This window comes from Phyllobacterium sp. P5_D12 (assembly GCF_054049495.1).
In genome coordinates, this window is sequence record NZ_JBFUMG010001170.1 from 1 (window position 1) to 571 (window position 571).

General features: G+C 54.8%; 1 protein-coding gene. It reads left to right on the forward strand.

Translation table 11 applies throughout. From position 1 onward, the window contains the following. Positions 1-571: bile acid:sodium symporter family protein (locus ACXJ5O_RS29330; protein WP_457302967.1), on the forward strand; the 571-nt coding region annotated here is incomplete at both ends.

The window sequence follows — 571 nt, forward strand, 5'->3', positions numbered from 1 at the left end:
CTGTACACCGGGATAATCTTTCTTTGTGTCTTGCCCTCCACGGTACAGTCTTCCATCGCGTTTACATCGATAGCAGGCGGTAATGTTCCGGCCGCAATCTGCGCTGCCTCGGCATCGAACATATTCGGGATGTTCCTTACCCCGTTGCTGGCCGGCGTTCTGCTCACCGCCAGCGGACATGCCGGTTTCTCTCTCGACGCACTGCAGTCTATCTTTCTGCAGTTGCTTGCGCCGTTTTTGCTGGGCCAGATCCTGCAGCCGTGGATCGGTAATTTCATCAGAAGCAAGAACAAAATCCTCATGCCGGTCGACCGGGGATCAATTCTTATGGTCGTTTATTCGGCGTTCAGCGCGTCCGTAAATCAAGGATTGTGGCAGACGACGTCCTTGCACGATCTGGGCATTCTACTGGCGATCGATAGCGTAATTTTAGCGGTCGTGCTCGTGGTCACGATGTTTGGCAGCCGTTTGCTCGGCTTCTCCAGAGCCGACGAGATCGCGATCACCTTTTGCGGGTCAAAGAAAAGTCTCGCAAGTGGCGTTCCCATCGCCAACGTGCTGTTTGCGGGGC